Below are 8,450 nucleotides of genomic sequence, written 5' to 3'. Positions count from 1 at the left end.
GGTTTTCGTTAGCAATCTGGTGCCATATCATAACGATATGGCGTTTTTTTTTGTTCTATCGCGACGGTTAACGTAAAGAAACTGGTGTGCGACTAGTACTTTGGCTTGGATCATGGCAGGTTAGCCATTGACGCTAAACGTATTTCAATGGAGCGACAAACACAATGGGATGGTTTTCTAAGTTATTCTCACGAAACGATGCCCCTCGCAAGGCATCAGCCCCAACAGTGACCCCGACTGAGTACAAAGGCTATCTAATATATCCCGAAGCAACGCCAGAAAACGGGCAGTACCGAGTGTGTGGGCGAATTTGCAAACAGCAGGGACAAGAAACGCTCACGCATCAGTTTATTCGCTCAGATTTATTGGGGAATCAGGAAGATGCCAACAGCTTGATGCTAGTCAAAGCCAAAATGATGATTGACCAGAATGGTGATCGCCTATTTTGACCTTACTACTGGCATGGGCTTCTGCGCCATACCAAAACTAATGCATAAATATTCGAAACAAAAAAAGATAAAATGTAGCACTGATCACATTTACACCAGAATTGCGATCCTTGCCCTGTGGTGATTGTCGCTCAAACTCGTTAAGTTAGTGATGTTGCGTTGCTAAGCATCGGACGCTGACAACAGACTGCACCCACGTCGCACGTGCCTTATGTGGTGCTTGCGGCGTTATTTTTTATCGATTTTTCGCAGTCTTTATGGGTTTTATCAAGGTATGCCTTTTTTTGTCAGTATTATGCCTACAGGTGCTTGATATTTGACCTGTGGTTCGTTACAAAAAATTTCTCATAAGCCAATAGTCAGGGAATAGCTATGCAGATTGGTGTTCCAAAAGAAAGGCTCGTTAATGAAACGAGAGTTGCTGCGACACCAAAGTCGGTGGAGCAGTTGATAAAACTCGGCTTTGAAGTAGCAGTTGAAAAAGGCGCTGGGGAGCTAGCGAGTTTTGAAGATACTGCCTTTGAGCAAGCCGGGGCGAGTATTGTTGATACCGCAGCCGTTTGGCAATCGGATGTCATTTTTAAAGTGAATGCACCGGGTGTGGTTGAAGAAACCGGTCAAGACGAAATTGCGCTCATTAAAGAAGGAGCCACGCTAGTCAGCTTTATTTGGCCAGCGCAAAATGAAGACTTGTTGAAGCGTTTGGCGGCTCGCAAAATCAATGTGATGGCGATGGATGCGGTGCCAAGGATCTCCCGTGCACAATCGCTGGATGCGCTAAGTTCGATGGCCAACATTGCCGGTTATCGCGCGGTGGTCGAAGCTGCGCATGAGTTTGGCCGTTTCTTCACCGGACAAATCACTGCGGCAGGTAAAGTGCCACCCGCGAAAGTCTTTGTTGCAGGTGCTGGCGTCGCTGGGCTTGCCGCCATTGGTGCCGCTGGTAGCTTGGGGGCGATTGTTCGTGCGTTTGATGTACGCCCTGAAGTGAAAGAACAAGTCGAAAGTATGGGCGCCGAGTTCTTAGAGGCTGACTTTAAACAAGACACTGCAGACAGTGGCGACGGTTATGCCAAAGAAATGTCTGATGAGTTTAATAAAGCTGCCGAAAAACTCTACGCTGAACAGGCGAAAGATGTCGATATCATTATCACGACTGCGCTTATCCCTGGTAAACCTGCCCCGAAACTGGTGACCAAAGAGATGGTCGACAGTATGAAACCGGGTAGCGTGATTGTTGATTTGGCCGCTGCAAACGGCGGCAACTGCGAATACACGGAAAAGGATAAAGTGATCACAACACCCAACGGGGTGAAAGTGATTGGCTACACCGATATGGTAGGCCGCTTACCGACGCAGTCATCACAACTGTATGCCACCAACTTGGTTAACCTCACTAAACTGCTTTGCAAAGAGAAAGATGGCAATATCGCCATTGATTTTGAGGATGTGGTGATTCGTGGTGTGACCGTCATCAAAGAAGGTGAAGTCACATGGCCTGCGCCACCGATTCAAGTTTCGGCGCAACCTAAAGCAGCACCCAAAGCCGAGCCGACGCCAAAAGCCGAGCCTAAGAAAACCTCTCGTGCAACCAAATATGGTTTGATGGCCGCGGCCGCTGGGGCATTTGGTTGGATTGCGAACTATGCACCGAGCGAGTTTCTTTCCCACTTCACTGTGTTTGTTTTGGCCTGTGTGGTCGGCTACTACGTGGTCTGGAATGTCACTCACGCACTGCATACACCATTGATGTCGGTGACCAATGCGATTTCCGGGATTATTATTGTGGGCGCGTTACTGCAAGTTGGACAAGGCATTGGGTTTGTTACCTTCCTTGCATTCATTGCCGTGTTGATCGCGAGTATCAATATATTTGGCGGCTTTACTGTTACAAAGCGCATGCTTGAAATGTTCCGTAAAGGATAAGGAGAAACAATGTCTGAAGGATTGGTACAAGCTGCGTACATTGTATCGGCGTTGTGTTTTATTTTGAGTTTGGCTGGGCTGTCCAAGCAAGAATCAGCGCGCGCCGGTAACTATTACGGTATTACCGGGATGGCGATCGCGTTAGTCGCGACGATTTGGGGTCCTGAAGTGCAGGGCGTTGGCTGGATTATTCTTGCTATGGTCATTGGTGGTGCGATTGGTATTTATTATGCCAAGCGTGTTGAAATGACCGAAATGCCTGAGCTGGTGGCTATGCTACATAGTTTTGTGGGTCTGGCTGCGGTATTAGTGGGCTTTAATACCTATATTGATCATCCACCATTGACCGGTGCGATGCTTAATATCCACTTGGTTGAGATTTTCCTCGGTGTATTTATCGGCGCGATTACCTTCACTGGGTCCATTGTCGCTTTTGGTAAACTGCGTGGTGTGATTTCTTCTAAAGCCTTGATGCTGCCGCACCGTCACAAGTTGAATCTAGCCGCGGTTGTCGTCTCGTTCTTGTTGCTGATTAGCTTTGTGAATGCGGAAGGGTCAACGGCAGCACTGTTGATTGTAACCGTCATTGCGTTAGCGTTCGGTTATCACCTTGTAGCCTCGATTGGTGGTGCAGACATGCCGGTTGTGGTGTCGATGCTTAACTCCTACTCAGGCTGGGCGGCTGCCGCCGCAGGCTTTATGCTAGCAAACGACCTGTTGATCGTGACGGGGGCGCTGGTAGGTTCGTCGGGTGCGATTCTATCGTACATCATGTGTAAAGCTATGAACCGTTCGTTTATCAGTGTGATTGCGGGCGGGTTTGGCTCTGATGGCACAGCGTCATCTGGTGACGAAGAGATGGGCGAGTACCGCGAAGTGACCGCCGAGGATGTTGCTGAGATGCTGAAAGACTCAAAAAGCGTCATTATCACTCCAGGCTATGGCATGGCGGTTGCTCAGGCGCAGTATCCCGTCTATGAAGTGACAGAGAAGCTTCGCGGGATGGGTATTGACGTACGTTTTGGTATTCACCCTGTTGCGGGTCGTTTGCCTGGTCACATGAACGTATTGTTAGCCGAAGCGAAAGTCCCTTATGACATCGTGTTGGAAATGGATGAAATCAACGATGATTTCCCTGAAACGGACACTGTCCTAGTGATTGGCGCGAACGATACGGTTAACCCTGCCGCGACCGAAGACCCGTCAAGCCCGATTGCAGGTATGCCAGTGCTTCAAGTGTGGAATGCACGCAACGTGGTGGTATTTAAGCGTTCTATGAATACCGGCTATGCTGGAGTGCAAAACCCGCTGTTCTTTAAAGAGAACAGTGCGATGTTGTTTGGTGATGCGAAACAAAGCGTTGAGGCAATATTTAAAGCGCTTTGATTGGCAAAAAGCATCAATATAGGTATAAAGAGTCAGCGAAGGCTGGCTCTTTTTTTTGGGCGAGAGGGGGCGCGTTGGACTGCGGTGTCATCGTTGTTACCGATTGCTTTCATCGTGTGCAATAGGCCGAACTTACATTGCACTGACATTTCATTCACGTTGGGTGATAAGCTTGCAACTATGCGAATCCTGCTGTTAATGACTCTGGCGCTTATGGCGCTGCCAACGAGTGCTGCAAGCTCTTTCTCTGAACAAATGACAGCGTTCAGAGCACAGCTATTGCTTGCCGATCCGGTGGCGCGATATAACCTCATTGGCATTAACCGCGCCTTCCCCAAGGTCTTACTCAGTCCCGACAGTTTATTGCCGCAAACCGCTAGTTACCCGCTTAAGGATATTCGTCGCTTGTACCAAGCCGCACAAAAGTGCCAAGGGCCGTGGCCTGTACACCCCAAAGTGACTGAACCTTTAGTGTTCACGCGCGCCATGTGTAATCATACCCAGTTGCCGGTTGCTTGGTTTTCCCGCTCAGGGTTTATCCATCCTGGAGGAGGCAGCTATGCGGCGAAATATGTCGAACAATTTCCGTCTCGGCGCAGTGAGCTGACCCGTTTTTTTCATATTCAAGAACGGCCTACGGCACAGCCGGATACTTTGTTGGGGCGGTTGCAGCGTATGGATACCGCTGCTGTTGAAGCGCTGAATAGTGGTGCGAAATCGTTACTCAGTAGTGATGAAATGTGGGTTCGCGTCGGTAGCTATTATCACTTGTATCCTTCGACACAATGGCAGCCATTATTAGCAGAGTTTGATTTGCGTTTGTCTGCGATGGGCGAGCAAGATTTTTGTTTGGCGCGTGTGGGAAACATTTGTTGGAATGAAGAAAAAGCGCCGACGTATTGGCCCTATTTAGTCGGTGCCTTGATTGTTATCAACCTTGCGGCGCTCGGAGGTTGGGCATTTAACCGTTGGACGGTTCAGCGCCGGTTGATGCAAGAGCGGATGCTGGTGCTACAGATCCTCACCCACGAACTGCGTACGCCGATTGCCAGCCTCTCAATGACGGTAGAAGGGTTTAGGCGCAAGTTTGATACCTTGCCTGAGTCATTTTATGACGAGTTTCGGCGCTTGTGTGAGGATGCACGTCGCTTAAAGCAGTTAGCGGAAGCGAGCAAAGACTATTTACAGTCTAACCAGAAACCGTTGAATAAAGAGACGATCCCTTCACTAAAAGAATGGTTGGGGTACATCTGTGACGAGCACAATGTCACTATGTATGTCTCGCAAGATGGCGCCGTCAGTGCCAATGTGTATTGGCTAGCAACCTCATTGAACAATTTGATCGCTAATGCGGTCAAATACGGTGTGGCACCGGTTGAAGTGCGCGCACAGGTATTGTCAGATCGTTTTACGATCGCGATTCAGGATCAGGGCGACCTGACTGCCAAGGACTGGAAACATATTCGTAAACCCTTTGTTAGTCAAAGTGGCTTAGGCCTCGGACTAACTATCGTGGAATCTATGATTGAGCGGATGGGGGGTAAGCTAAGCTTATCGGGCCCGCCCACTACATTTACTTTGGAGATTCATTGTGACGCAAGCGACGTTACTTCTGGTTGAAGATGATGCCAACTTGGCTGATGGCCTACTTGCCAGTTTAGAGCAGGCCGGTTACCGCTGTTTATACGCCGATAGCGCGACAAAAGTGGCAGAGCTATGGCGTGATGCAGACTTGGTGATCCTCGATCGCCAGTTACCCGAAGGCGACTCAATTGATTGGTTGCCTGACTGGAACAAGCTCAAAACGGTGCCTGTGATTTTGCTGACCGCGATGGTCTCCGTGCGTGACCGTGTCGGCGGCCTTGACTCGGGCGCCACCGATTACATCACCAAACCTTTTGCTGAAGCAGAATTGCTGGCACGTATTCGTGTTCACCTGCGCAACCCTGTTGGTGAAGTCGATGCATCCAGTGATGAAATTGTTGTCAACGATGTGCGCATTGATACTGCAAGTCGCGCAGTAATGTGTGGCGATCAAGAAGTCATACTGACACGGACTGAGTTTGATTTGCTCCACTTCCTAGCTAAAAATGCGGGACGAGTGTTCACACGGGATGAGTTACTGGATCAAGTGTGGGGCTACAACCATTACCCGACCACGCGCACGGTTGACACGCACATTTTGCAACTTCGCCAAAAGCTGCCGTCAGTCAATATTGAGACATTGCGTGGCGTTGGCTATCGCATGAAAGCATAATGCGTTTACGGCTCACGCACGGTTTATTCGCTGCTGCCTTGATAGCAGGTGGTACCCAAGCGGCCTGGTTTGATGGCAATGATGCCTTGACCAGTGCCCATCAACGCCTGCTGGAAGGGAACACAGCAGGCAGTATGGATGCCATGATTGAAGCTTGGCAGCAGCCAAATCTATCCACTTCGCGTCAGCAACACTTGGCGCAGCTACTTGCGTTGGCGATAACCGAGGATTGTGGGCGGAGCTTGAGTCAGCAGACGATGCCAGATTGGCTGAGCAATTTATCCCTGCGCCGTGAAACGGTGCAGACGACCAGCCGTGTCTATTATCGCTTGCAAGTGCGTGGGGAATCTCAGCCCGGTATTGCCCGTTTTTCGCTTAAACATTGGCCTGATGAAACCATTATTTCGCAGCGTTTGAGTGGTCAAAACCAACACCAGTGGTTGCTAGAGCAAGATGGCCTTTCCGAACCAATGAAAGAAGGGCTCTATCAGCTTGAGGTGACGTCAGTGGAAGGAGAAACATGGACCAGCTGGTTATTGATGACTCAGCCTCAACCCTTACAAAAAATCAGTTGGAAAGACACGCGAAGTTGGCGGATAGCCCCGCCTGATAGTTTAGACTCCACCTGTCAGCGTCCGTTTCTAACGCTCAACCTCTATCCCCACAATCAGCCAGATGGTGCACCGATATGGTCGGTCGAAAAGCACAAGCGCCTGCCCACGACGTTGCCAGTGCTGGACGTACCGAACGGGCAGTATTGGTTTAGTGTGGCGCTGATTGAAAGACGCTGGCAAGGCGCGTTGTCTGTTGAGGAAGTGCAGCGAATTGGCCGGGCGATTGATTTACCGGATCTGGATCCAGATGCGCTTCGCGCAATAAAGCCCGACTGACCAAGGTGTTACACGGCTTAAACCTGACATTGTTCACATCTTTTGACCTTACTTGATCGCGCTGATCGCCAAGCCGCTACGCTCTTTAGATAAAACGAAGAGGAAAGCGAGGCAACCTAATGCACGATAAAAAACACCTACTTGTGCTTGCACTTGCAGCATGCTCAGGGTCTGCAGTGGCAGCGACCAATCCTACCGATGCGCGAACAAATGCGATGGGTGGCGCTGCAGTTGCGGCTGGCGACTACTTATCTGCGGGATTTCACAACCCTGCCTTGGCGGCACTTGACCCTGACAGCGCATTTGGGGTGGTTTTCCCTTATTTGGGCGCAGAAGTGCGTGACCCAGATGAGCTCTTGGATAATTTAGATGATATCTCTGATGCGTACGATAACAACGACCTGACGGCTGCGCAGCAAGCGATGCAAAATGCGAAGGGCGATCAGGCGCACTTGGATGCGGGTGTCGGTGCAGCTGTGGGGATCCCAACTGGTTCTATCTCTGCGACACTCTTTACCTCAGGGATCATCGAAGCTGCAGTCTTACCGGATATTAAAGACAGCGATATTACCACACCGTCGATTAACCCCAGTTCGACCGCGACCATCGTTGCCGTGGGGGTGGGTGAGCTAGGTGTTGCGCTCGCATCAAACGTGGAAATTGCCGGTCAACGTATCGCGGTGGGTGTCTCCCCAAAATTGCAACGTATCACAACCTACAACTATGGCGTCTCGGTTGATTCTTATGACACCGATGACTGGGATGATAGCCGTTACCGTGAAGAAGATAACGGCTTTAACATTGATGTTGGGGCAGTGTGGCAGACTGGTCCTTATCGCGTCGGCTTGGCCGGTAAAAACCTGATCAGTAACGATGTGGACACAGTGACAAGTAGTACAACGGGCCACAGCTTTACCTATGAGGTAGGGCCACAGTTTACGCTTGGCTCGGCGTTTGTCTCCGACTTTGTCACCATTGCCGGCGATATCGACTTAAACAAGAGCAAAGGGTTTAAAGGCACCCTGAATATTGACGATGATACCCAGTTTTTCCGTATCGGGGCTGAATTTGATGCCTTTGGCCATGCCCAATTACGCACTGGTTATCGCGCGGATATGAAAGATAACGTTGAAGACGCATTTACTCTGGGTCTAGGCTTGTCACCCTTTGGGGTGGTCAACGTGGATATCGCGGCGAGTATCATTGATAGCAACAGCTATGGGGGCTCAGCCCAACTTGCATTTACTTTCTAAGCTCGCGGTGACGAAAAGTCGATGACAACGTAAAAGGCAAGCCCTAAAATAGCCTGCCTTTCTAATAGATGAGCGTATTTATGTTCGACGGTATTACATTGACGCATGATGAGCAGCAACAGGCTGCAGAGCGTATTCACGCTTTGATGGCACAGGGCATGAGTAGTGGTGAAGCCATCATGAAAGTCGCGGCAGAGATCAGAGCACAAGCAGCGGCGGCCTCAGCGTCTGAAGAGTAAGAAAAAGCAGCAGAATATGCTGCTTTTTTATTTGTTTGCCCAGCGAAGCT

8 protein-coding genes are annotated in these 8,450 nt (G+C 49.9%); all 8 read left to right on the top strand.

Features of this window, described 5'->3' with window-relative positions; all coding sequences use genetic code 11:
* Positions 1 to 164: 164 nt before the first annotated feature.
* The 8 genes from BGK46_RS01110 (at position 165) to BGK46_RS17055 (ending at position 8,400) form a co-directional block, all read left to right on the top strand.
* Positions 165 to 449, top strand: a complete 285-nt coding sequence (locus BGK46_RS01110) for an HlyU family transcriptional regulator (protein WP_069586631.1) — start codon at positions 165 to 167, stop codon at positions 447 to 449.
* Between the two features lie 372 nt (positions 450 to 821).
* Entirely contained in the window at positions 822 to 2,375 is a 1,554-nt protein-coding gene (gene pntA, locus BGK46_RS01105; protein WP_069586630.1) for a Re/Si-specific NAD(P)(+) transhydrogenase subunit alpha, read from the top strand.
* 9 nt (positions 2,376 to 2,384) lie between these two features.
* Positions 2,385 to 3,761: a Re/Si-specific NAD(P)(+) transhydrogenase subunit beta gene (gene pntB, locus BGK46_RS01100; protein ID WP_069586629.1), complete on the top strand. Its 1,377-nt coding sequence runs from the start codon at positions 2,385 to 2,387 to the stop codon at positions 3,759 to 3,761.
* Between the two features lie 213 nt (positions 3,762 to 3,974).
* Positions 3,975 to 5,381 (top strand): DUF3404 domain-containing protein, encoded by a 1,407-nt coding sequence (locus BGK46_RS01095; protein WP_241836789.1) that lies wholly within the window; start codon positions 3,975 to 3,977, stop codon positions 5,379 to 5,381.
* Complete coding sequence (locus BGK46_RS01090; protein ID WP_069586627.1) at positions 5,353 to 6,018, top strand: response regulator transcription factor; 666 nt, start codon at positions 5,353 to 5,355, stop codon at positions 6,016 to 6,018. The genes BGK46_RS01095 and BGK46_RS01090 overlap by 29 nt, the downstream gene beginning before the upstream one ends.
* Positions 6,018 to 6,908, top strand: coding sequence for a DUF2861 family protein (locus BGK46_RS01085; RefSeq protein ID WP_069586626.1), 891 nt, complete (start codon positions 6,018 to 6,020; stop codon positions 6,906 to 6,908). The genes BGK46_RS01090 and BGK46_RS01085 overlap by 1 nt, the downstream gene beginning before the upstream one ends.
* Before the next feature lie 119 nt (positions 6,909 to 7,027).
* Positions 7,028 to 8,161 carry a conjugal transfer protein TraF gene (locus tag BGK46_RS01080; protein WP_069586625.1) on the top strand — a complete coding sequence of 378 codons (1,134 nt, stop codon included), beginning with the start codon at positions 7,028 to 7,030 and terminating at the stop codon, positions 8,159 to 8,161.
* 80 nt (positions 8,162 to 8,241) lie between these two features.
* Positions 8,242 to 8,400, top strand: a complete 159-nt coding sequence (locus tag BGK46_RS17055; protein WP_077457744.1) for a YoaH family protein — start codon at positions 8,242 to 8,244, stop codon at positions 8,398 to 8,400.
* Positions 8,401 to 8,450: the final 50 nt, after the last annotated feature.

The sequence above is a fragment of the Salinivibrio sp. SS2 genome, assembly GCF_001722075.1.
GTDB lineage: Bacteria > Pseudomonadota > Gammaproteobacteria > Enterobacterales > Vibrionaceae > Salinivibrio > Salinivibrio proteolyticus.
The sequence above is the reverse complement of the archived record's forward strand: the minus strand, read 5'-3'. Positions and strand labels throughout refer to the sequence as shown.

What these genes read in the sequence shown, in the direction of transcription:
- BGK46_RS01110 (WP_069586631.1), top strand. Translation starts at nt 165, where the DNA reads ATGGGATGGTTTTCTAAGTTATTCTCACGAAACGATGCCCCTCGCAAG.
- pntA (WP_069586630.1), top strand. Translation starts at nt 822, where the DNA reads ATGCAGATTGGTGTTCCAAAAGAAAGGCTCGTTAATGAAACGAGAGTT.
- pntB (WP_069586629.1), top strand. Translation starts at nt 2,385, where the DNA reads ATGTCTGAAGGATTGGTACAAGCTGCGTACATTGTATCGGCGTTGTGT.
- BGK46_RS01095 (WP_241836789.1), top strand. Translation starts at nt 3,975, where the DNA reads ATGGCGCTGCCAACGAGTGCTGCAAGCTCTTTCTCTGAACAAATGACA.
- BGK46_RS01085 (WP_069586626.1), top strand. Translation starts at nt 6,018, where the DNA reads ATGCGTTTACGGCTCACGCACGGTTTATTCGCTGCTGCCTTGATAGCA.
- BGK46_RS01080 (WP_069586625.1), top strand. Translation starts at nt 7,028, where the DNA reads ATGCACGATAAAAAACACCTACTTGTGCTTGCACTTGCAGCATGCTCA.
- BGK46_RS17055 (WP_077457744.1), top strand. Translation starts at nt 8,242, where the DNA reads ATGTTCGACGGTATTACATTGACGCATGATGAGCAGCAACAGGCTGCA.